The sequence below is a fragment of the Pseudomonas sp. PDM18 genome, assembly GCF_014852585.1.
GTDB lineage: Bacteria > Pseudomonadota > Gammaproteobacteria > Pseudomonadales > Pseudomonadaceae > Pseudomonas.
Window position 1 is genome coordinate 77,536 of sequence record NZ_JACVBX010000003.1, and the last position, 21,815, is coordinate 99,350.

The window sequence follows — 21,815 nt, forward strand, 5'->3', positions numbered from 1 at the left end:
GACTCAATCGGCCTGACGACGCAGGAAGGCCGGGATGTCCAGATAGTCCAGATCGTCCTGCGGGTTCAGCTTGGCCGCGGTGGCTGCGCCGCCGTGGTTCTGGTTACGCATGACGGTCGGACGATCCAGGTCGCGGTAATTCACCGACTGCTGCTCGCGCTGAACCGGCGCCTGGGTGCTGACGGCCTGGGTCTGAACGGTGTTGTCGACGACCTTGACCGGCTTCTCCAGGCGAGCGCCCAGACCGGTGGCGACCACGGTGACGTGCAGTTCGTCGCGCATGTCCGGATCGATCACGGTGCCCACTTTCACGGTGGCGTGCTCGGAAGCGAACTGCTCGATGATGTTACCCACGTCGGAGTACTCGCCCAGGGACAGGTCCGGACCGGCGGTGATGTTCACCAGGATACCGCGGGCGCCCTGCAGGTTGACGTCTTCCAGCAGCGGGTTGCGGATCGCGGCTTCGGTAGCCTCGCGAGCGCGGTTCGGGCCGCTGGCGCAACCGGTGCCCATCATGGCCATGCCCATTTCGCTCATGACGGTTTTCACGTCGGCGAAGTCGACGTTGATCATGCCCGGGCGCTTGATGATGTCGGAGATGCCGCGAACGGCACCGGCCAGTACATCGTCAGCCTTGGCGAAGGCGGCCAGCAGGCTGGCGTCCTTGCCCAGGATGGTCAGCAGTTTTTCGTTCGGGATAGTGATCAGCGAGTCGACGCTTTCAGCCAGCGAGCGGATGCCCTCGTCGGCGATCTGCATGCGCTTGCGACCTTCGAACGGGAACGGACGGGTGACCACGGCCACGGTGAGGATGCCCATTTCCTTGGCAACCTCGGCGATGATCGGCGCAGCACCGGTACCGGTACCGCCACCCATGCCGGTGGTGATGAAGACCATGTCGGCGCCTTCCAGGACTTCGGCGATACGCTCGCGGTCCTCGATGGCGGCCTGGCGGCCCACTTCAGGGTTGGCGCCAGCGCCCAGGCCCTTGGTCACACCCGGGCCGAGCTGCAGCACGGTGCGCGCGGCGATGTTCTTCAGCGCCTGCGCATCGGTGTTAGCGCAAATGAATTCGACGCCATCAACGTTGTTCTTGGCCATGTGGTTCACGGCGTTGCCGCCGCCGCCACCTACGCCAATAACCTTGATGACTGCTGTTTGCGGGACGTTATCTACCAGTTCAAACATTTCCCCTCTCCTTCCTTTCTAGTTGTGTTGCCTACGTTTACCGCGGTGGTAAATCAGAAATTGCCCTGGACCCAGCGTTTAAGCTTTTCCAGTACCGGTGTCTTGGGTTCGTCGCTGCTGAAGCTGCTGCCGGACATGGAGATGCCGTCGGACTGCTTTTGCAGTCCGTACAGGAGCAGCCCCACGCCGGTGGAATAGATTGGATTACGCACAACGTCGGCCAGTCCCTTGACGCTGTGTGGTACGCCCAGGCGCACCGGCATGTGAAAGATCTCTTCGGCCAGTTCGACGGCGCCTTCCATCTTGGAGGTGCCACCGGTGAGCACGATCCCGGCTGGAATCAGGTCCTCGTAGCCGCTGCGGCGCAGCTCGGCCTGGACCAGGGTGAAGAGCTCGTCGTAACGAGGCTCGACCACTTCGGCAAGCGCTTGGCGCGACAGTTCCCGCGGCGGCCGATCCCCGACGCTGGGCACCTTGATGGTTTCGCCGGGGCCGGCCAGTTTGGCCAGGGCACAGGCGTAGCGAATCTTGATTTCCTCAGCGTACTGAGTCGGCGTGCGCAGCGCCATGGCGATGTCGTTGGTGACCTGGTCGCCGGCGATCGGGATCACAGCCGTATGGCGGATGGCGCCTTCGGTGAAAATGGCGATGTCGGTGGTGCCGCCGCCGATGTCCACCAGGCACACGCCCAGTTCCTTTTCGTCCTCGGTAAGCACGGAGTAGGCCGAGGCCAGTTGCTCGAGGATGATGTCGTCCACTTCCAGGCCGCAGCGGCGCACGCACTTCTCGATGTTCTGCGCAGCGTTCACCGCGCAGGTCACCACGTGCACCTTGGCTTCCAGGCGTACGCCGGACATGCCCAGCGGCTCACGCACGCCTTCCTGGTTATCGATCACGTAGTCCTGGGCCAGGGTGTGCAGCACACGCTGGTCGGCCGGGATGGCCACAGCCTGGGCCGCGTCCAGCACACGCTCGATGTCTGCACCACTCACTTCGCGGTCGCGGATCGCCACGATGCCGTGGGAATTCAGGCTGCGGATATGGTTGCCGGCGATGCCGACGAAGGCCGAGTGGATACGGCAGCCAGCCATCTGCTGGGCTTCATCGATGGCGCGCTGGATCGATTGCACGGTGGATTCGATGTTCACCACCACACCCTTCTTCAGGCCGCGCGACGGATGCGTCCCGATGCCGACGATTTCCAGCTTGCCATCGGCCGCTACCTCACCCACCAGCGCCACCACCTTGGAGGTGCCGATGTCCAGGCCGACGACCATTTTGCCGCTCTGCACGCTTGCCATGTTTATAGAAGTCTCCTCAACTCACTGCACGGCGGTGGTCTGGGCCACCGTCGTTTCCGGCACCGGATCGCGCCACGCAACGGCCAGACCGTTGGGGTAACGCATGTCGATGCGGGCGATTTTCGTAATCTGGTCTTTCAGCGCCTTGTCGTAGATGGTCACGAACCGGCGAATCTGTTCTACCGCGTGATCGCGGCCCAGCATGATCTCCACGCCCTGTGCGGTACCCAGGGTCCAGGCGCCGCGCGAACTCATGTCCAGGCTTGCGATGGTGAAGCCCAGCGGGCGGAGCATCTGGCTGAGAATCTGGTACTGCTGCATCACTTGCTGCTGAGCGCGCTGCGGCCCGGACAGGCGCGGCAGGTGCTCGTAGTTGGCCACTTCACGCGGGGCGAAAGCCTGACCCTGGTTGTTCAGCAGCGCTTCGTCCCCCCAACGTGCGATGGGCAATTGCTCGTCCAGGCGGACAACCACCTGGTCGGGCCATACGCGACGCACTTCGGCGTGGGCGATCCAGGGCATGTGCTCCAGTTCCTGGCGCATGCCGGCCAGGTCGATGGTGAAGAAGCTGGCCGAGACGTAGGGGCTGATCCGCTGCTGCACCGCCGCCTGGCTGATGTAGCTCAAGTCGCCTTCCACGCTGACCTTGGCGATCGGCCGGTCCGCATAGGGCAGCACGTATTGGGCACCGTAGTAGGCGCCCCCGCCGAGCGCGCCCAGCACCAGAGGCCACAGCAGCACCTTCAGGAAGCCGAAGCTGGGCTTGGGCATGCGGGCGCTGAGCGGCTCCTTGGCCACCAGACGGCTGGCGCCGCGCGGCACCGGCTTGCGTGCCGGGGCACGGCCGATTCCGGGATTCTGGTGACGAAGCTGCGCGCCGTTCATGACTTACCCCCTTGCCTCGACGCTGTCGGCGAGGATCGCCAGCACCAGTTGCTGGAAATCCAGGCCGGCCGCGCGTGCGGCCATGGGCACCAGGCTGTGGTCGGTCATGCCCGGTGCAGTGTTCACTTCCAACAGCCAGAAACGCCCCTGGGCGTCCTGCATCACATCGGTCCGCCCCCAGCCCTGGATGCCAAGGGCATCGCAAGCGCGCGCGGTCAGGTCCTTGAGTTCCTGTTCCTTCTCGGCATCGAGGCCACAGGGAATCTGGTACTGGGTATCGTTGGCCAGGTACTTCGCGTCGTAGTCGTAGAAAGTGTGCGGAGTGCCCAGGCGAATGGGCGGCAACACCTGGCCACGGAGGATCGCGACGGTGTACTCGGGGCCGCTGATCCACTGCTCGACGAGCACCTGCGGGTCGAACTTCGCGGCAGCAGCCCAGGCGGAGATCAGCTCTTCCACGCCGCTCACCTTGGCCATGCCGATACTCGAACCTTCGCTGGCCGGCTTGACGATCAGCGGGAAGCCGAGCTTCGCGGCAGCGGCACGGCAATCGTCCTCGCTGGCCAGCACCGCATGATCAGGCGTCGGCAGGCCGAGGCTCAGCCACACGCGCTTGGTGCGCAGCTTGTCCATGGCCAGCGCAGAGGCCAGCACACCGCTGCCTGTGTAGGGAATGCCGGCGATTTCCAGCAGCCCCTGCATGGTGCCGTCTTCACCGCCACGACCGTGGAGGATGATGAAGGCGCGGTCGATCTTCTCGCGGATCAGACGCTCCAGCAGGTCGTCGCCCACGTCGATGCCGAAGGCGTCCACGCCCGCGCCCTGCAGAGCCTGCAGGACCATGGCGCCAGACTTCAGCGACACCTCGCGCTCGGCGCTCTTGCCGCCGTACAGCACGGCGACGCGACCGAAGGCGCGGGGCTCGAGGGCGGATTTGAGGGCGTCACTCATTGCTTCTTCCCCTCGACGCCAGCAGCGGCGGCGCCGAACATCGGATTCTTGATCAGTGCCGGAGCCAGCCCGCCGATATCGCCGGCGCCCTGGCAGAGCAGGATGTCGCCCGGACGTAGCAGCGGCTTGAGCAGCGAAGCGAGGTCACCGCCACGCTCCAGGTAGATCGGGTCGAGCTGGCCGCGCTGGCGGATGCTATGGCACAGGTGACGGCTGTCGGCGCCGGGAATCGGCTCTTCGCCGGCCGGGTAGACCTCCATCAGCATCAGCACGTTGGCCTCGCCCAGTACCTGCACGAAGTCGTCATACAGATCGCGGGTACGGCTGAAGCGGTGCGGCTGATAGACCATCACCAGACGGCGCTCCGGCCAGCCGCCACGCACGGCCTTGATCACTGCCGCGACTTCGCGCGGGTGGTGACCGTAATCGTCGACCAGCATCACGCTCCCACCTTGCACCTGCAGGTCGCCATAGACCTGGAAGCGTCGACCGACGCCCTGGAAACCGGACAGGCCCTGGACGATAGCCTCGTCGGAAATACCTTCATCGGTGGCGATGACGATGGTCGCCAGGGAGTTCAACACGTTGTGCAGGCCGGGCATGTTCACCGAGACATCCAGCGGCTCGCGCTCGGGGCGCAGCACGGTGAAGTAGGTGCGCATGCCTTCCTGGCGGATGTTGATGGCGCGGACATCGGCGTCCTCGCTCAGGCCGTAGGTTACGGTCGGGCGGGCGACCTGCGGCAGGATCTCGCGTACCACCGGGTCGTCCACGCAGAGCACGGCCAGACCGTAGAACGGCAAGTTGTGGAGGAAGTCCACGAAAGTACGTTTGAGTTTGTTGAAGTCGCCGCCGTAGGTGCTCATATGGTCGGCGTCGATATTGGTGACCACCGAGACCATCGGCTGCAGGTGCAGGAAGCTGGCGTCGCTCTCGTCTGCCTCGGCCACCAGGTAGCGGCTGGTGCCCAGTTGCGCGTTGGTGCCGGCGGCGTTCAGGCGGCCGCCGATGACGAAGGTCGGATCCAGGCCGCCAGCGGCGAATACCGAGGCGATCAGGCTGGTGGTGGTGGTCTTGCCGTGGGTACCGGCGACGGCGATGCCGTGGCGATAGCGCATCAGCTCGGCGAGCATCTCGGCGCGCGGCACGACCGGCACGCGGCGATCCAGCGCGGCAGCGACTTCCGGGTTCGACTTGTTCACCGCGCTGGAAACCACCAGCACGTCGGCGCCGTCGGAGTTCTCCGCACGGTGGCCGATGAAGATTTCTGCGCCGAACTTCTCCAGACGCTCGGTAACCGGCGACGCCTTGAGGTCGGAGCCGGAGACTTCATAGCCGAGGTTGAGCAGCACTTCCGCGATACCGCACATGCCCACGCCACCGATGCCGACGAAGTGGATGCGGCGGATGCGCCGCATGGTGCGGGTGACGCCGGTGGGTTCTTTAACCACGGGCCACCTCCAGGCAGGCATCGACTACCGTGCAGGTAGCCTCGGGCTTGGCCAGGCTGCGTGCGCGAGCGGCCATGCGGGTCAGGGAATCGGGATGCATCAATACCTCGGACAACTGCGCGGCCAGTTCGGCGGCGCTGGTAGATTTCTGTGGCAGCAGGAGGGCCGCGCCCTCCCGCACCAGGAATTCGGCGTTCTTGGTCTGGTGGTCATCGATCGCGTGGGGCAGCGGCACCAGGAAGGACGGCAGGCCGGCGGCGGTCAGCTCGCTCACGGTCAGCGCACCGGCACGGCAGATCACCAGATCGGCCCAGGCGTAGGCGGCGGCCATGTCGGCGATGAACGGAGCTACGTCCGCTTCGACACCCGCAGCGCGATAACGCTCCGCAGTAATTTCGTCATGCTGACGACCGGCCTGATGGCGAATGGCCGGGCGTATCTCGGCCCCGATTTGCGCGAGCGCTTCGGGCAGCAGCTTGTTCAACGGCTCGGCGCCCAGACTGCCGCCCAGCACCAGCAGGTTGACGCGGCGGCCGGCCAGCGGCGCGCGGGCGCCCTCTTCCAGGAACAGCTCGACGCGCACCGGGTTGCCGGTGGTCAGGCGCTTGGCGCTGCTGTCGAAGGTATCCGGGAAGGCTTCGCAGACACGCTTGGCCAGCGGCGCGAGGCTGCGGTTGGCGGTGCCGGCGACGGCGTTCTGTTCATGAATCACCAGCGGCACGCCGGACAGCTTGGCAGCCAGGCCGCCTGGGCCGGTGACGTAGCCACCCAGGCCGAGCACGCAGACCGGCTTGAGCTGGCGAACCACGCCCAGGGCCTGGAACAGCGACTTGAGCAGATCGAACGGCGCGCGCAGCAGGGATTTGAGGCCCTTGCCGCGCAGGCCGCTGACGTTGATCAGGTGCAGCGGCAGGCCGGCCTTGGGTACCAGGTCGTTCTCGATGCCGCGCGGGGTGCCCAGCCAGTGCACGCTGTAACCGCGCGCCTGGAATTCACGGGCGCAGGCCAGAGCAGGGAACACGTGTCCGCCGGTGCCGCCTGCCATGATCAGGACGTTACCTTTCATCGGCAAAGTCCTCTTCGCTGAATTCATATTCCTCGCTGCCCATCACGGTGCGGCGTTCCCATTCGATGCGCAGCAGCATTCCCAGCTGGGCGCAGCAGATCACCAGGGAGCTGCCGCCGTAGCTGAGGAATGGCAGGGTCAGGCCCTTGGTCGGCAGCAGGCCGACGTTCACGCCCACGTTGATCAGGAACTGGCCGATCCACAGGAAAGCCAGCCCGTAGGCGACGTAGGCGGAGAAGTACTGTTTCGACTGCTCGGCCCAGATGCCGATGTACAGCGCACGCAGGCTGACGAAGACGAACAGGGCCACGGTGGCCATGGCGCCGACGATGCCCAGCTCTTCCGCGAGCACCGCGAACACGAAGTCGGTGTGCGCCTCGGGGAGGTAGAACTGCTTCTGGATGCTGTTGCCCAGGCCCATGCCGGTCCAGCCGCCACGACCGAAGGCGATCAGCGCCTGGCTGAGCTGGTAGCCCGCGCCGAACTGGTCGGCCCAGGGATCGGTGAAGTTGGTCAGGCGCGCCATCCGGTAAGGCTGGGTCTGAATCAGCAGGACCACGGCGCCCACCGCCAGCGCGACCATCAGGCCGAAGCGGAACAGGCCCACGCCGCCGAGGAACAGCATCGCGGCGGCCGCCCCCATCATCACCACGGTGGCGCCGAAGTCGGGCTCGCGCAGCAGCAGGCCGGCCATCGGCAGCAGCACCACGAAGGGTTTGAAGAAGCCCAGCCAGCTCTCGCGCACTTCTTCCTGGCGACGAACGAGGTAGCCGGCCATGAAGATCACCACGAAGACCTTGGCGATCTCCGAGGGCTGGATGTTGAACAGGCCGAAGCCGATCCAGCGCATGGAACCGTTCACCTCGCGGCCGATGCCGGGGGTGATCACCATCACCAGCAGCAGGAAGGCCACGGCGAGCAGCTTCCAGCCCCAGCGCTGCCAGGTTTCCATCGGCACCATCATGGTCACGCCGCAGGCGACGAAGCCGATGGCGAGGTAGATCAGGTGGCGGACCGAGAAGTACAGCGGGTTGCCGGACTGCGCCGCGGCGACTTCGGAGGATGCCGAAGTGACCATCACCAGACCGAGGCCGAGCAGCGCCAGACAACCCGCGAGCAGCGGGAAGTCGATGTCGATGCCGTTGCGGCTGATCAGCGGGGACGGATAGGGGCGCAGGAAGGAGAACATCAGGCGAGCTCCTCCACGGCCTTGGCGAACAGGCGTCCGCGTTCTTCGTAGTTCTTGAACATGTCCAGGCTCGCGCAGGCCGGCGACAGCAGCACGGCGTCACCCGGCAGGGCCAGGTCGGCAGCGTGCTCGACGGCTTCGTCCAGGGTATTCACGCGGACCTTGGGCACTACGTTGCCAAGGGCGGCGCTCACCAGCTCCGCGTCACGGCCCAGCAGCACTACGGCGCGGCAATGCTGCGCAACCGGGTCACGCAGGTCATGGAAATCAGCGCCCTTGCCGTCGCCACCGGCGATCAGCACCAGCTTGCCGTCGATGTCGGCGCCCAGGCCTTCGATGGCCGCCAGGGCGGCACCAACGTTGGTGGCCTTGGAGTCGTCGTAGTAGCTCACGCCGTTGCGCTCGCGCACCCACTGGCAGCGGTGGGCGAGACCAGCAAATTCACGCAGGGTCTGCAGCATCGGTTCGAACGGCAGGCCCACGGCATGGCCCAGCGCCAGCGCGGCCAGGGCGTTGGACTGATTGTGCGCGCCACGGATCTTCAGCTCGCGGGCCGGCATCAGTTTCTCGAACTGGAAGGCCAGCCACTTCTCCCCGTCTTCCTCGATCAGGCCGAAAGCCTTGAAGTCCGGCTTGTTGGTGCCGAAGGTCCAGCACGGCACGTTGTCGGCGATCAGCGGGCGGCTCAGCGCGTCGGCACGGTTCACCACGACTTGCTTGGCGCCGCGGAAGATGCGGTGCTTGGCCAGGTGGTAGTCGGCCATGCCGTCGTAGCGGTCCATGTGGTCTTCGCTGACATTGAGGCAGGTAGCGACCTCGGCGTTCAGCCGCTCGCAGGTTTCCAGCTGGAAGCTGGACAGCTCCACCACGTACAGCTCGACGTCATCGGCCAGCAGGTCCAGCGCCGGTGTGCCGAGGTTGCCGCCAACGGCGACACGCTTGCCGGCAGCCCTGGCCATGTCGCCCACCAGGGTGGTGACGGTGCTCTTGGCATTGGAACCGGTGATGGCGACGATGGGCGCCTTCGCGTGACGCGCGAATAGGTCGACGTCGCCGGACATGCGCACGCCACGGGCGGCAGCTTCGATCAGCGCCGGGACACGCAGCGACAGGCCGGGGCTCACATAGAGCTCCTGGGCGCGGCAGAGGAAATCGGCATCGAGGTCGCCGCAGCGCACCTCGACCTGCGGATACTGCTCACGCAGGGTCGCCAGCTCCGGCGGATTCGCGCGCGTATCGGCCACGGCAAACGGTACGCCCTGGCGCGCCAGGTGGCGCACCAGGGACATGCCGCTCTTGCCGAGGCCGACAACGATGCGGAATTGGTCGGAAGCGATCAGGCTCATGCTCGATCAGTCCTCAACGCAGTTTCAACGTAGCCAGGCCGATCAGCACGAGAATCACCGTGATGATCCAGAAGCGCACGATCACGCGCGGCTCCGGCCAGCCTTTGAGTTCGAAGTGGTGGTGAATCGGCGCCATGCGGAACACCCGCTTGCCGGTCAACTTGAAGGAGGCAACCTGGATCACCACCGACAGGGTTTCCATGACGAACACGCCACCCATGATGAACAGCACGATTTCCTGGCGGACGATCACGGCGATGGTGCCCAGCGCGGCGCCCAGCGCCAGCGCGCCGACGTCACCCATGAAGACCTGGGCCGGATAGGTGTTGAACCAGAGGAAGCCCAACCCAGCGCCGACGATCGCACCGCAGAAGATGATCAGCTCGCCCGCCCCTGGCACGCTCGGGATGAACAGGTATTCGGCGAATTTGATGTTCCCCGACAGGTAGCAGAAGATCCCCAGCGCGCCGCCGACCATCACGGTGGGCATGATCGCCAGGCCATCGAGGCCGTCGGTCAGGTTCACCGCGTTGCTGGAGCCAACGATCACGAAGTAGGTCAGCACCACGAAGAAGATGCCCAGCGGGATCTCGACGTTCTTCAGCATCGGCACGATCAGGGTGGTCTCGACCGGCGTCTCGGCAGTCATATAAAGGAAGATCGCCGCGCCCAAGCCGAATACAGACTGCCAGAAATACTTCCAGCGGCTCGGCAGGCCACGGGAGTTCTTCTCGATCACCTTGCGGTAGTCATCCACCCAGCCGATGGCGCCGAACAGCAGGGTCACGGCTAGCACGACCCAGACGTAGCGGTTCGACCAGTCGGACCACAGCAGGGTGCTGATGGCGATGGCGGTGAGGATCAGCGCGCCACCCATGGTCGGCGTGCCTTTCTTGGACAGGTGCGATTGCGGGCCGTCGTTGCGCACGGACTGGCCGATCTGGCGGATCTGCAGGGTGCGGATCATCCACGGGCCCAGCCACAGCGACAGTGCGAGCGCGGTCAGCACGCTGAGGATGCCGCGCAGGGTCAGGTACTGGAAGACGCCGAAGCCCTTGTAGAACTGTTGCAGGTACTCGGCGAGCAGCAGCAGCATTTAGTGAATCTCCTCGGAGGAACCACACAGCGCCGCGACGACCTTGTCCATCGCCGCGCTGCGGGAACCCTTGATCAGAATGGTGGTGGTCGATGCTTCGTCGGCCAGGGCGCTGATCAGGCTGGCCTGATCAGCGAAATGCCGGCCCGCGGAACCGAACGCCTGCACGGCGTGGCTCATCAACGGTCCGACGGCATAGAGCGCGGTGACTTTGCCAATGGCGTAGGTTCCCACTTCGCGATGGGAAGATTCCGCCCAGGCACCCAGCTCGCCCATGTCCCCGAGGACCAGGACGGTCCGGCCGGAAAAGCCGGCGAGTATATCAATCGCCGCGCAGATTGAAGCCGGGTTGGCGTTGTAGCTGTCGTCGATCACACGCATGCCATTCGTCGCCAGCTGGGCTACGGCGCGACCCTTGACCGGCTGCAGGTTCTGCAGGCCTGAAACGATCCCGACCAGCGGCACGCCGAGGGCGTGAGCGGCGGCGGCGGCGGCCAGTGCGTTCGTGACGTTGTGCTCACCCAGCAGATTCAGCTGAACGGAAGCCTCGCCGGCCGGGCCTTGCAGGGTGAAACCCGGGCAACCACGAGCATCACGCTTGATGTCGCTGGCGCGGAAATCGGCGCGAGCGTCGTGCAGGCCGAAACTGGAAATACGGCGACCGGCCGCGCGAGCCTGCCAGGTGTCGAAAGCCTTGTCGTCGCGGTTGAGGATGGCCACGCCGTCGGCATCCAGCCCTTCGAGGATCTCACCCTTGGCCAGGACGATCTTGTCCTGCCCGCCAAACTCACCCACATGGGCGGTACCGGCGTTGGTGATGATGGCGACTTGCGGGCGGGTCAGCGCGACCGTGTAGGCAATTTCGCCGACACGGTTGGCGCCCAGCTCAATGACGGCGCTCTTGTGCTCAGGGGCCAGTTGCAACAGGGTCAGCGGCGCACCAAGGTCGTTGTTCAGGTTGCCGCGGGTCGCCAGGACTTCGCCCTGGGTCCGCAGGATGCTGGCGAGCATCTCCTTCACGGTGGTCTTGCCGCTGGAGCCGGTCACGGCGGCCACGCGACCGGTAAAGGCAGCGCGGTTCAGCGCGCCGAGCTGGCCCAGCGCGATACGGGTATCTGCCACGACCAGTTGCGGCAGCGGCGCACCGGCGACTTCGCGCTCGACCAAGGCAGCAACCGCGCCCTTGGCGGCGACGTCGGCCAGGTAGTCGTGGCCGTCGAAACGCGGACCGGTCAGCGCAATGAACAGCTGGCCGGGCACGATGGCGCGGCTGTCGGTGCTCACGGCGTCGAAGCTGACGTCGTCGCCGATCACACGGCCTTGCAGCGCAGCAGCGACTTCGTTGAGCGAAAGGGGCTTAAGCACGCTTCACCTCCCAGGCAGCCAGCGCCTTGGCGGCTTGTTCCAGATCGGAGAACGGATGACGAACGCCGTCGATCTCCTGGTAATCCTCGTGCCCCTTGCCGGCCAGCAATACGACGTCATCAACGCTGGCAGAAGCGATCAGGCGAGCAATGGCCTCACCTCGACCGGGCACGAACTCGACCGCGTCAGGTTTGGCGAAACCGGCACGGATGTCGGCGATGATCGCCTCGCTCTTCTCGGTGCGCGGGTTGTCGTCGGTGACCAGTACACGGTCCGCGTGCTGTTCGGCAATCTGCGCCATGATCGGGCGCTTGCCGCTGTCACGGTCGCCACCGCAACCGAACAGGCACAGCAGCTGGCCGTGCACGTGAGGACGCAAGGCGAGCAACACTTTTTCCAGCGCGTCCGGGGTGTGGGCGTAGTCGACGACCACCAGCGGCTTTTCACCGCCGCCCAGGCGCTGCATGCGGCCGATCGGGCCTTCCAGTTGCGGCAGCACCTTGAGCACGTCGCCCACCGGGTAGTCCAGGCCCAGCAGCGCGCCGACCACGGCCAGCAGGTTGCTCAGGTTGAACTTGCCCAGCAGCGAGCTGCGCAGCAGGCCTTCACCCTGAGGAGTGACAATCTGCGCCTGTACACCGGCGTCGCTGAAAGCGGCTTCGCGGCAATAGATGTAGGCCGACGGGTCAATCAGGCTATAACCGATCAGGCGGGATTCGTGGGACTCGGCGGCCAACTGGCGGCCGAAGTCATCGTCCAGGTTGATCACCCGGCAACGCAGGCCCTGCCAGGCGAACAGCTTGGCCTTGGCGGCGCCGTAGGCTTCCATCGAGCCGTGGTAGTCAAGGTGATCACGGGACAGGTTGGTGAACACCGCCACGTCGAAGCCCAGCGCCGCGACGCGGCCCTGCTCCAGACCGTGGGAGGACACTTCCATGGCCACGGCCCTGGCGCCAGCCTGCTTCAGGCGTGCCAGAGTCGCCTGCACGGCAAGCGGGTCAGGCGTGGTGTGGCGACCGCTTTCCAGCGCGCCATAGAAACCGGTGCCGAGCGTGCCGACGATGCCGCAGCGCTCGCCGAGCAGGTCCAGCGCCTGGGCCACCAACTGGCTGACGCTGGTCTTGCCATTGGTGCCGGTCACACCAACCAGTTCGACGCCACGGCTGGGTTCGCCGTAGAAGCGTCCGGCGATGGCGGACAACTGCTTGGCGAGGCCCTTGATGGCGATCATCGGCACGTCGCTGGGCGGCAGATCAACAGCACCTTCCGCTTCATAGGCGACAGCGGCAGCGCCCTGGGAGAGCGCGGCGGCAATGTGCCCGCGGCCATCCTGACGACCACCCGGCACAGCCAGGAACAGGTCGCCCGGCTTGACGGTACGGCTGTCCAGGGTCAGCTCACGGATCAGTTCGCCGCTTTCGGCTTGCGGCAGCAGTTGATTCAGGCTCATCGGCATCAGCCACGCCCTCCTTTGGCAGCGGGCGCAGCATCAGCTTGTTGCTGCGGGGTCGCCGGCAGATTGTCCGGCGGCACATTCATCAGGCGCAGCGTGCCAGACATCACCTTGCTGAACACCGGCGCGGAAACCAGGCCACCGAAGTAGCCGGCCTTGCTGGGTTCATCGATGACCACCACGGCGACGTAGCGCGGGTTGTTCATTGGCGCGAAGCCGGCGAACAGGGAGCGATAGGAATTCTCGGCGTAGCCCTTGGCGCCGGTCGCGGTCTTGCGCGCGGTACCGGACTTGCCAGCCACGTGGTATCCCGGCACCTGGGCGCGGTAAACGCCATTCGGCGCTTCGATCACTTGCTGCAGCATGCCCTGCATGGTCTTGGCAACCGGCTCGGGAATGACCTGGGTGGCTTCGGCCGGACGGTCAGCGCGGACCATGGTCAGCGGTACGCTGCGGCCATTGTTGGCCAGCGCTGCATAGGCATGGGCGAGCTGGATGGCGGTGACGGACAGCCCGTAGCCGTAGGACAGGGTCGCCGTTTCTGCCTTGCGCCATTCCCGGTAGTTCGGCAGGTTGCCAACTCGCTCGCCGGGGAAGCCCAGGCCGGTGTCCTGGCCGAGGCCGACCTTCTGCATCAGGCTGTAAATGGCTTCGCCGCCGATATCGAAGGCGACCTTGCTCATCCCCACGTTACTGGAGCGGATCAGGATGCCGGTCAGGTCCAGCACCGGCCCCTCGGTACGGGACACGTCACGAATGGTGTAGCGGCCGATCTGCAGCGTGCCGGGGTAGACCTCGACCTTGTCAGTGGGCTTCCAGCGACCGGTTTCCAGCGCTGCACTCATGGAGAACGGCTTCATGGTCGAACCCGGCTCGAACACATCGATCATGGCGCGATTGCGCATCATCGCCGGCTGCAGGTTACGACGATTGTTCGGGTTGTAGGTCGGCTGGTTGGCCATGGCTAGCACTTCCCCGGACTTCACATCGAGGATCACCAGGCTGCCGGCCTTGGCGCCGTTCTCCACCAGCGCGTTGCGCAGCTCGCGGTTGGCGAGGTACTGCAGGCGCAGGTCGATGGACAGGGCCAGGGTCTTGCCGGCCTTGGCGTTGCGGGTAACCTGGACATCACGGATCAAGTGGCCACGGCGGTCCTTGAGGACCTGGCGCTTGCCCGGCACGCCGGCCAGCCAGCTGTCGAAGGCCAGTTCCACACCTTCACGACCGCGGTCGTCGACGTCGGTGAAGCCCACTACCTGAGCGGCAACTTCGCCGGACGGGTAGAAGCGGCGGAATTCTTCAACCGAATAGACGCCCGGGATGCGATGGGTTTTCACCTGGGCCATTACGGCCTCGCCCTGCTCCGGGGTCAGGCCACGGACCAGATAGATGAACTCCTTGTCGGCGTTCGCATCCAGGCGCTCGGACAGCGCCGCCTTGGGCTGACCAAGGGCGTCAGCGAGGAAGCCCCACTTTTCACGCTCGAGCACCAGCTCCTTGGGGTTGGCCCAGAGCGTGGCAACCGGGGTACTGACTGCCAGCGGTTCGCCGTTACGGTCGGTGATCAAGCCACGGTGCGCGGGAATGGTGATGTGCCGGACGCTGCGAGCATCGCCCTGGCCCTTTAGGAAGTCGTGGTCGATGACGTGCAGGTCGACGATCCGCCAGGCGATCGCCGCCACCATCGCCAGCAGCAGGGCGATGACGACGCGGAAGCGCCAGGGATAGCGAGCGCCGGCCAGGTCTCTCATGGCGCCACCATGATGATTTCGGTCGGATCGGGTACGCGCATCTTCAGCTGGTCGGTCGCCAGGCCTTCGATGCGGCTGTGGGCCGTCCAGGTGCTCTGCTCGAGAATCAGGCGGCCGTACTCGGCCTGCGCCTTGTCGCGAATGTTGAGCTCGGTGTACAGCGAGTTGAGCAGCTGGCGGTTCCAGTACGCGCTGTAGGAAACGGAGATGGCCGACAGCAGCACGCCGATGAACAGCAGCAGCATGAAGAAACTGCCGGTCGGCAGGCGCTTGGAGAAGAGCCGGCTCATCTGAGCTTCTCCGCGATGCGCATGACCGCGCTGCGCGAGCGCGGGTTGGCCTTGAGTTCGGCCTCGGAGGCATAGATAGGCTTGCCGATCAACTTCATGCGCGGATCAAAAGGCTTGACCTGGATAGGCAGGTTGCGCGGCAGATTGTCCGCCTCGCCCTTCACTTGCTTGCGCATGAACTGTTTGACGATGCGGTCTTCCAGCGAATGGAAGCTGATCACCACCAGGCGACCGCCCACGGCCAGGCCTTCCAGCGCGGCTTCAAGGCCACGCTCCAGATCGCCCAGCTCGTTGTTGATGAAGATGCGCAAGCCCTGGAAGGCTCGGGTAGCCGGATTCTTACCCTTCTCCCAGGCCGGATTGGCCTCGGTGATCACGGCCGCCAGATCGGCGGTGCGCTCGAACGGCGCTTCTGCACGGCGCTGCACGATGGCGCGAGCCATGCGCTTGGCGAAGCGCTCTTCGCCGTAGTCTTTGAACACACGGGCAATCTCGTCTTCCGCGGCGGTGGCGATCCACTGCGCAGCGCTGACGCCCTGGTCCGGATTCATGCGCATGTCCAGCGGGCCGTCGTTGAGGAAGCTGAAGCCGCGCTCGGGGTCATCCAGCTGCGGCGAGGACACGCCCAGATCCAGCAGAACCCCATTCACGCTGCCCTGCAGGCCGCGCGCGGAGAACTCTTCCGCCATCTCGGCGAAGGACCTTTGCACAATGACGAAGCGGCCGTCTTCGGCCGCCAGTGTTTTTCCCGTCGCGATGGCTTGCGGGTCCTTGTCGAACCCGAGCAGTTGACCGCCCGGGCCGAGCTTGCCGAGCAAGGCCCGGCTGTGACCTCCCCTTCCGAAGGTTCCGTCCACATAGCGGCCGCCCTCCAGGGGGGCCAGCGCTTCGACGGCCTCCTCGAGCAGAACGGTGATGTGTTGGAAGGTACTGGTCACAGGCAGGCTCACAGAATAAGGTCGCGCAATTCATCCGGCAGGCCGCCGGGCTCTTTGATGGCTGCGAGATCGGCCTCGGCAACCGCATTCCATTTATCTTCGTCCCACAACTGGAACTTGTTCAGCTGGCCGACCAGCATCGCTTTCTTGTCCAGGCCGGCGTACTCGCGCAGGCGCGGCGGAATGAGGAAACGCCCAGCGCCATCCAGCTCCAGGTCAACGGCATTGCCAATCAGCAAACGCTGCAGGCGCCGCGTTTCTTCACGCAGCGAGGGCAGTTCGCGCAGCTTGGCTTCGATGAGTTCCCATTCAGGGAGGGGGTAAACGGTGAGGCAGGTGTCGACGGCATCGATGGTGACGATGAGCTGGCCATTGCAACGCGAAACGAGCTCGTCACGATACCGACTCGGCATCGCGAGGCGCCCTTTGGCGTCGAGACTGATGGCGTTAGCTCCGCGAAACACGTCAGCGCTTCCCCTGTGGTTGGCTATCCATGCCTGTTGATCCCACTTTTACCCACTTCGTACCACTTCCGCACACTATAGAAATCCGCGCTCCCCACCGTCAAGGCGAGCTGGAGGGGAAAAATCCTTACAGGACCGAGATTTAGCGTGCTTTTGCGATGTTCGGGGAGGGGATTTGACGCGCCAGAAAAGAGAAAAGCCCAGTGTTTTCAAAACACTGGGCTTTCATACTTAAAGTGATTTCTTAAGTTTGTAACTTCTTCCGGTCAGCGACAAATGGTCATGTGGAAAGAAGTGGAGGAAAAGTGCTGAGAGTCGATCTGTAAGCCGGGTTCTGTCGAGGACAGCCATTCCTCTGGGACATACATCACTGCATGCCTCAAGCGATCTACCCGAACCCAACGCGGGCCGCGCCAATGGGTTCCTATTTGATCTTGCTCCGAGTGGGGTTTACCTAGCCACGAACTGTTGCCAGCCGTGCGGTGCGCTCTTACCGCACCTTTTCACCCTTACCGGCGCTTGCGCGCTTAGGCGGTTATTTTCTGTGGCACTTTCCGTAGGCTCGCGCCTCCCAGGCGTTACCTGGCACTCTGCCCTATGGAGCCCGGACTTTCCTCCACCCCGTGGTGGAACACCACGGAACAGCGACTGTCCAATCGACTCTCAGTCCGCAAGGTTAGCGGCTGACGACGCTCAGGACAAGCTCAAGCCTTGCCCTGGCGCTCCAGTGCGATCTGATAAAGCTGATTCTTGCGCCCCCCGGTGATCTCCGCAGCAAGCGCTGCGGCGCGCTTGACCGGCAGTTCCGCCAGCAGCAGATCAAGCACCCGCAGAGTCTGCGCATCCACAACCTCATCGCCTTCCGGTGCGGGCTTGCCAGCCACCAGCAGCACGCATTCACCCCGCTGCTGATTACTGTCGGAGGCCACGAATTCGCGCAACTCGCCCAGCGGCAGCCCCTTCAGGGTCTCGAAGGTCTTGGTCAGCTCACGGGCCAGCAGGGCCGGCCGTTCGTCGCCGAAGATCGCAGCCATGTCCTCGATGCACTCCAGCACTCGGTGCGGCGCCTCGTAGAAAATCAGGGTGCGCGGTTCATCCACCAGCGCCTCCAGGCGCCCACGACGACCGGCGACCTTGGCGGGCAGAAAGCCTTCGAAGACGAAACGATCCGACGGCAGACCAGCAGCGGAAAGCGCTGCAATCAGCGCACAGGCCCCGGGCACAGGCACCACGGCGATGCCGGCTGCGCGCGCCTGGCGCACCAAGTGGTAGCCCGGATCGGAAATCAGCGGCGTGCCTGCATCGGAAATCAGCGCAACGTCCTCGCCAGCCTGCAGCTTGGTGAGGAAGCGCCCACCCTGCTCCCGCTCGTTGTGCTCGTGGCAGGCCGCCAGTGGCGTCTGGATTCCGAAATGCTGCAGCAGGCGTACGGAGTGGCGGGTGTCTTCAGCGGCGATCAGCGCCACATCGGCCAGCACCTTCAGCGCACGGGCACTGATGTCATCCAGGTTGCCGATGGGAGTGGCCACCACATAGAGAGTGCCTAGGGTCACGCGGGAGATCCTCACCGAAAGTGTCGGAAAAGACGCATTGTATCCCGATTCCGGCAGCCGCCATCGCGTCACCCTCGCCGCTTGGGTACAATCGGCAGCTCTTTGAATGCGTCACGAGAAGCCCGATATGATCGCTCGCCTGCGTCCGCTATCCGCTCTGTTCCTGGCTGGCATGCTCGCCGCCTGTGCGTCCTCCCCGTCGTCCAATCTCGGCGAACTGCCGCGCACCCCGGACGCCAGCATCGAACAGCTGCTGCAGCAGGCCTCCACCGCCAAGCCGGACGAAGCCGCCGTCCTGCGCCTGTCCGCTGCCGATCTGGCGTACAAGCAGAAGGATCTCGGCCGCTCCACGCAGATCCTCGATCAGATTCCGATGGACAGCCTGAAGCCCGCCCAGCAGGTCTTTGCCAGCACCCTGCGTGCCCAGCTCGAACTGGCCCGCAACAAGACCAAAGCGGCCCTGAAGGCCTTCGACAACCCCAACTTCCAGCGTCTGAGCGAAATGCCGGTCGACCTGCAGGCCCGCACCGGCATGGTCAAATCCCTGGCCCTGGCCGCTGACGGGCAAACACTGAGCGCCGCCCGCGAGCGCGTGTTCATCGATCCGCTGCTTAATGCCGAGGCCAGCAAGGCCAACCATGAGGAAATCTGGAAGCTGGCGTCCAGCCTGCCCCTTGAGCAGATGCAGGCCAGCAGCAACGAAGGCGACCTGAACGGCTGGCTGGAGCTGGCGCGCATCACCAAGTCTTCCTCGACCCTTAAGGAACAGCAGTCGAACATCGACAACTGGGTCGCGCAGAACCCGGACCATCCGGCTGCCAAGCAATTGCCGGACGCCCTGACCAAGCTGAAGTCCCTAGCCGCCCAGCCGCTGAACAAGATCGGCCTGCTGCTACCGCAACAGGGCCAGCTCGCCTCCGTCGCTCGCGCCCTGCAGGACGGCTTCCTCGCCGCCCACTACCAGGCCCAGCAAAGCGGCCAGGCACAACCGGCGATCAAGCTCTACGACAGCAGCCAGGTGCGCTCGCTGGACGAGTTCTATCGCCAGGCCCAGGCCGACGGCGTACAGCTGGTCGTTGGCCCACTGGAAAAGAATCTGGTCAAGCAAATGAGCAGCCAGCCGCAACTCCCGATTACCACCCTTGCGCTGAACTACGCAGACGGCAACCAGGAAGGCCCGGCCCAACTGTTCCAGTTCGGCCTGTCCGCCGAGGACGAAGCCCGAGAAGTCGCCAACCGTGCCTGGAACGACGGCATGCGCCGCGCCGTGGCCCTGGTACCGCGCGGCGAGTGGGGCGACCGCGTACTCGCCTCCTTCAGCCGCAACTGGCAAGCGGCCGGTGGCACCCTGATCGCCGCCGAGCACGTCGACCAGCCGGTGGAGCTGGCCCGCCAGATCGCCGACCTGCTGCAACTGCGCCAGAGCGAAGGCCGCGCCAAGCGCCTGCAGGGCGTACTCGACAGCAGCGTCGACACCCAACCCTCGCGCCGTCAGGACATCGACTTCATCTTCCTCGCCGCCACCCCGCAGCAAGCCCGCCAAATCAAGCCAACGCTGGCCTTCCAGTACGCTGGCGACCTGCCGGTCTATGCCACTTCCAACCTGTACACCGGCGTAAACAACCCGGCGCAGGACCAGGACCTGAATGGCATCCGCTTCTGCGAGACCCCGTGGCTGCTGAATCCGAACAACGCCCTGCGCCAGCAGGTCGCCGCCCAGTGGCCGGCCGCCAACGGCAGCCTCGGTCGCCTGTACGCCATGGGCGCCGACGCCTACCAGCTGGCCCCGCGCCTGCCGGAGCTCAAGGCCGTGCCGAGCATGCAGGTAGACGGCCTGACGGGCACTCTGAGCGTCAGCGCCGGCCAGCGCGTCGAGCGCCGCCTGCCCTGGGCCGAGTTCAAGAATGGCCAGGTGCAGCCACTGGAGAGCAGCGGTATTTGATCGGCAACAGCCCGACCCAGAAAGCCGGGCGGCAGGCCGAAGCCGCCGCCCTGGCTTACCTGGAACAGCATGGATTGCGCCTCCTGGCGCAGAACTGGACGTGCCGCCGCGGCGAGCTTGATCTGGTCATGCTGGACGGCGATACAGTAGTATTCGTCGAAGTTCGCTCCCGCCGGCATTCGGCCTGGGGAGGAGCACTGGAGAGCGTGGACTGGCGCAAGCAACAGCGCCTGGCCATTTCCGCCGAACTCTTCCTGCAACAGAATGCCCGCTGGAGCAGTCACCCCTGCCGGTTCGACATCGTCGCCATCGACGCGCGCGGCCCAGGCTCCGCAGGGCACTTGAACTGGATTCCCAACGCTTTTGACACCTGATCAGACGCCCGACGAAAGGTCACACCTGATGGACATGCAATCCCGTATCCGCCAGCTCTTCCATGCCAGCATCGAGACCAAACAACAGGCTACCGAGGTGCTCATCCCGCATATCGAGCAGGCCAGCATGGTCATGGTCAATGCCCTGCTGAACGAGGGCAAGATCCTCTCATGCGGCAACGGCGGTTCCGCCGGCGATGCGCAGCACTTCTCCTCCGAACTGCTGAACCGCTTCGAGCGCGAGCGTCCGAGCCTGCCGGCGGTCGCCCTGACCACCGACAGCTCCACCATCACCTCGATCGCCAACGACTACAGCTATAACGAAGTTTTCTCCAAGCAGATCCGCGCCCTGGGCCAACCGGGTGACGTGCTGCTGGCGATTTCCACTAGCGGTAACTCGGCGAACGTCATTCAAGCGATCCAGGCCGCACATGATCGCGAAATGGTTGTCGTAGCTCTGACCGGCCGCGACGGCGGCAACATGGCATCGTTGCTGCTGCCCGAAGACGTGGAGATCCGCGTTCCGGCCAAGGTCACCGCACGCATCCAGGAAGTCCACTTGCTGGTCATCCACTGCCTGTGCGACCTAATCGACCGTCAACTGTTCGGGAGTGAAGAATGACCCGTACCCCTCTGATCGCAGCCGCACTGGCCGTGACCATGGCACTGGGTGGCTGCAGCAGCTTCGTCAGCGCCACCCGCGACAAGCCGATCGACGATGACAAGGGCACCCGTACCCTTGGCAGCAAGATCGACGACTCGCTGATCGAGACCAAGGTGGCGGTGAACGTCGCCAAGGCCGATCCGGATCTCGATCGCAATTCCCACGTCGTGGTGATCAGCTACAACGGCGTGGTGCTGCTGGCCGGCCAGACGCCGCGCGCCGACCTGAAGAACAAGGCCGAACAAGCCGCCAAGGAAGTGCAGAAGGTCAAGACCGTGCACAACGAGTTGCAGATCCTGCAGCCATCTTCCCTGGCCGCCCGCAGCAACGACACCTGGCTGACCACCAAGATCAAGAGCCAGATGCTCGCTGACGCGAACGTGCCCTCCACCCGCATCAAGGTTCTGACCGAGAACGGCATCGTCTACATGCTGGGCCTGGTGACCCGCAAGGAAGGCGACCTGGCCACCCAGGTGGTGCAAGGCGTGGACGGCGTGCAGAAGATCGTCCGCCTGTTCGAGTACATCGACTGATCACTCGATTGCAGG

General features: G+C 64.8%; 20 protein-coding genes and 1 other RNA gene. 4 read left to right on the forward strand and 17 right to left on the reverse strand.

Features of this window, described 5'->3' with window-relative positions:
* Positions 1 to 3 precede the first annotated feature (3 nt).
* From ftsZ to rsmI, 17 genes are all read right to left on the reverse strand, one after another.
* Complete coding sequence (gene ftsZ, locus IB274_RS08330) at positions 4 to 1,188, reverse strand: cell division protein FtsZ (RefSeq protein ID WP_017518095.1); 1,185 nt, start codon at positions 1,186 to 1,188, stop codon at positions 4 to 6.
* 53 nt (positions 1,189 to 1,241) lie between these two features.
* Complete coding sequence (gene ftsA, locus IB274_RS08335; protein WP_045209630.1) at positions 1,242 to 2,489, reverse strand: cell division protein FtsA; 1,248 nt, start codon at positions 2,487 to 2,489, stop codon at positions 1,242 to 1,244.
* 21 nt (positions 2,490 to 2,510) lie between these two features.
* On the reverse strand, positions 2,511 to 3,374 hold the full coding sequence (locus tag IB274_RS08340; RefSeq protein ID WP_192431539.1) for a cell division protein FtsQ/DivIB: 864 nt from the start codon (positions 3,372 to 3,374) through the stop codon (positions 2,511 to 2,513).
* A gap of 3 nt (positions 3,375 to 3,377) precedes the next feature.
* A complete protein-coding gene (locus IB274_RS08345; protein ID WP_192431540.1) occupies positions 3,378 to 4,325 on the reverse strand; it encodes a D-alanine--D-alanine ligase in 948 nt (315 codons plus the stop codon).
* Complete coding sequence (gene murC, locus IB274_RS08350; protein ID WP_192431541.1) at positions 4,322 to 5,776, reverse strand: UDP-N-acetylmuramate--L-alanine ligase; 1,455 nt, start codon at positions 5,774 to 5,776, stop codon at positions 4,322 to 4,324. The genes IB274_RS08345 and murC overlap by 4 nt, the downstream gene beginning before the upstream one ends.
* Positions 5,769 to 6,842, reverse strand: coding sequence for an undecaprenyldiphospho-muramoylpentapeptide beta-N-acetylglucosaminyltransferase (gene murG / locus IB274_RS08355; RefSeq protein WP_192431542.1), 1,074 nt, complete (start codon positions 6,840 to 6,842; stop codon positions 5,769 to 5,771). The genes murC and murG overlap by 8 nt, the downstream gene beginning before the upstream one ends.
* On the reverse strand, positions 6,832 to 8,031 hold the full coding sequence (ftsW, locus tag IB274_RS08360; RefSeq protein WP_045209625.1) for a putative lipid II flippase FtsW: 1,200 nt from the start codon (positions 8,029 to 8,031) through the stop codon (positions 6,832 to 6,834). Before ftsW ends, murG begins: the two co-directional genes overlap by 11 nt.
* A complete protein-coding gene (gene murD, locus IB274_RS08365) occupies positions 8,031 to 9,377 on the reverse strand; it encodes a UDP-N-acetylmuramoyl-L-alanine--D-glutamate ligase (protein WP_192431543.1) in 1,347 nt (448 codons plus the stop codon). The genes ftsW and murD overlap by 1 nt, the downstream gene beginning before the upstream one ends.
* Before the next feature lie 13 nt (positions 9,378 to 9,390).
* A complete protein-coding gene (gene mraY / locus IB274_RS08370; RefSeq protein WP_081517491.1) occupies positions 9,391 to 10,473 on the reverse strand; it encodes a phospho-N-acetylmuramoyl-pentapeptide-transferase in 1,083 nt (360 codons plus the stop codon).
* On the reverse strand, positions 10,474 to 11,838 hold the full coding sequence (locus tag IB274_RS08375) for a UDP-N-acetylmuramoyl-tripeptide--D-alanyl-D-alanine ligase (RefSeq protein ID WP_192431544.1): 1,365 nt from the start codon (positions 11,836 to 11,838) through the stop codon (positions 10,474 to 10,476).
* Positions 11,831 to 13,294, reverse strand: coding sequence for a UDP-N-acetylmuramoyl-L-alanyl-D-glutamate--2,6-diaminopimelate ligase (locus tag IB274_RS08380; RefSeq protein ID WP_192431545.1), 1,464 nt, complete (start codon positions 13,292 to 13,294; stop codon positions 11,831 to 11,833). The genes IB274_RS08375 and IB274_RS08380 overlap by 8 nt, the downstream gene beginning before the upstream one ends.
* Entirely contained in the window at positions 13,294 to 15,042 is a 1,749-nt protein-coding gene (locus IB274_RS08385) for a peptidoglycan D,D-transpeptidase FtsI family protein (RefSeq protein WP_081517488.1), read from the reverse strand. The genes IB274_RS08380 and IB274_RS08385 overlap by 1 nt, the downstream gene beginning before the upstream one ends.
* The gene (gene ftsL / locus IB274_RS08390) at positions 15,039 to 15,332 is read right to left on the reverse strand and encodes a cell division protein FtsL (protein WP_045209619.1); all 294 of its coding nucleotides are present in this window, start codon (positions 15,330 to 15,332) and stop codon (positions 15,039 to 15,041) included. The genes IB274_RS08385 and ftsL overlap by 4 nt, the downstream gene beginning before the upstream one ends.
* Complete coding sequence (gene rsmH / locus IB274_RS08395) at positions 15,329 to 16,270, reverse strand: 16S rRNA (cytosine(1402)-N(4))-methyltransferase RsmH (protein ID WP_192431546.1); 942 nt, start codon at positions 16,268 to 16,270, stop codon at positions 15,329 to 15,331. Before rsmH ends, ftsL begins: the two co-directional genes overlap by 4 nt.
* Positions 16,271 to 16,278: 8 nt before the next feature.
* Positions 16,279 to 16,734: a division/cell wall cluster transcriptional repressor MraZ gene (mraZ, locus tag IB274_RS08400; protein WP_081517487.1), complete on the reverse strand. Its 456-nt coding sequence runs from the start codon at positions 16,732 to 16,734 to the stop codon at positions 16,279 to 16,281.
* A gap of 307 nt (positions 16,735 to 17,041) precedes the next feature.
* Positions 17,042 to 17,398: RNase P RNA component class A (rnpB, locus tag IB274_RS08405), an RNA gene on the reverse strand.
* 40 nt (positions 17,399 to 17,438) lie between these two features.
* On the reverse strand, positions 17,439 to 18,287 hold the full coding sequence (gene rsmI / locus IB274_RS08410; RefSeq protein WP_192431547.1) for a 16S rRNA (cytidine(1402)-2'-O)-methyltransferase: 849 nt from the start codon (positions 18,285 to 18,287) through the stop codon (positions 17,439 to 17,441).
* Between the two features lie 127 nt (positions 18,288 to 18,414).
* Here rsmI and IB274_RS08415 point away from each other — a divergent pair, with 127 nt between their 5' ends.
* Genes IB274_RS08415 through IB274_RS08430 form a run of 4 tightly spaced genes read left to right on the forward strand, consistent with a single transcriptional unit; the run spans position 18,415 to position 21,800 of the window.
* On the forward strand, positions 18,415 to 20,229 hold the full coding sequence (locus IB274_RS08415) for a penicillin-binding protein activator (RefSeq protein WP_192431548.1): 1,815 nt from the start codon (positions 18,415 to 18,417) through the stop codon (positions 20,227 to 20,229).
* Entirely contained in the window at positions 20,226 to 20,603 is a 378-nt protein-coding gene (locus IB274_RS08420; RefSeq protein WP_192431549.1) for a YraN family protein, read from the forward strand. The genes IB274_RS08415 and IB274_RS08420 overlap by 4 nt, the downstream gene beginning before the upstream one ends.
* A gap of 28 nt (positions 20,604 to 20,631) precedes the next feature.
* Complete coding sequence (locus IB274_RS08425) at positions 20,632 to 21,225, forward strand: phosphoheptose isomerase (protein WP_017518113.1); 594 nt, start codon at positions 20,632 to 20,634, stop codon at positions 21,223 to 21,225.
* Entirely contained in the window at positions 21,222 to 21,800 is a 579-nt protein-coding gene (locus IB274_RS08430; RefSeq protein WP_024764053.1) for a BON domain-containing protein, read from the forward strand. Before IB274_RS08425 ends, IB274_RS08430 begins: the two co-directional genes overlap by 4 nt.
* The last annotated feature ends 15 nt before the right edge of the window (positions 21,801 to 21,815 follow it).